Genomic DNA, 851 nt, shown 5'->3' with positions numbered 1-851 from the left:
CCGTGTTGGGTGATCAGGTGGCGGGCGGTGAGGCCGGCGAGGACGCCGGTGCCGCCGGTGATCAGGACGGTGCCGTTGGGGTCGAGTGTCCGTGGGAGGTCGAGGATCACCTTGCCGGTGTGCCGGGCCTGGCTGAGATGGCGCAGAGCCAGGCGGGCCTGCCGGATGTCGAAGGAGGTGGTGGGCAGGGGGGTGAGTTGTCCGTTGGCGAAGAGTTGGGTGAGGTGGGTGAGGATCTGGTGGATGCGGTCGGGGCCGGCTTCGATGAGGTCGAAGTTGCGGTATTCGGCGCGGTGTTCGGCTTCGACTGTCTGCGGGTCGCGGATGTCGGTTTTGCCCATTTCGATGAACCGGCCGCCGGGGCGTACGAGGCGTAGTGAGGCGTCGGTGTATTCGTGGGCGAGGGCGTTGAGGACGACGTCGATGCCGCGGTCGGGGCCGTGGGTGCGGAAGTGTTGTTCGAAGTCGAGGTTGCGGCTGGAGGCGACGCGGGTGTCGTCCAGGCCCTGGGCGTGGAGGAGGTGGTGCTTGCCGGGGCTGGCGGTGGCGTAGACGTCGGCGCCGAAGTGGCGGGCGAGTTGCAGCGCTGCGGAGCCGACGCCGCCGGTCGCGGCGTGCAGCAGCAGCGACTCGCCGGCCTCCAGCCGGCCCAGGTCCTTGAGCGCGTAGTACGCGGTGAGAAACGCCACCGGAACGCCCGCCGCCTGGGTGAACCCCCACTGCTCGGGGACGGTGGTGAGCAGACGGTGATCGGTGACGGCATGGGAGCCGGCACCGTCGATCATCACACCCATGACGCGGTCGCCGACCGCGACGCTCGTGACGTCGCCGCCGACCTCGGTCACCACGCC

At 69.8% G+C, this 851-nt stretch carries 1 protein-coding gene; it reads right to left on the bottom strand.

Annotated features, from left to right (window positions below):
* On the bottom strand, window positions 1-851 hold an 851-nt coding region (locus ABD317_RS37365; protein WP_344296580.1), incomplete at both ends, for a zinc-binding dehydrogenase.

This window comes from Streptomyces synnematoformans, from assembly GCF_039531005.1.
In the GTDB taxonomy this organism is placed as follows: domain Bacteria; phylum Actinomycetota; class Actinomycetes; order Streptomycetales; family Streptomycetaceae; genus Streptomyces; species Streptomyces synnematoformans.
Note: the sequence above shows the minus strand (reverse complement) of the source record. Positions and strands in the feature narration are given on the sequence as shown.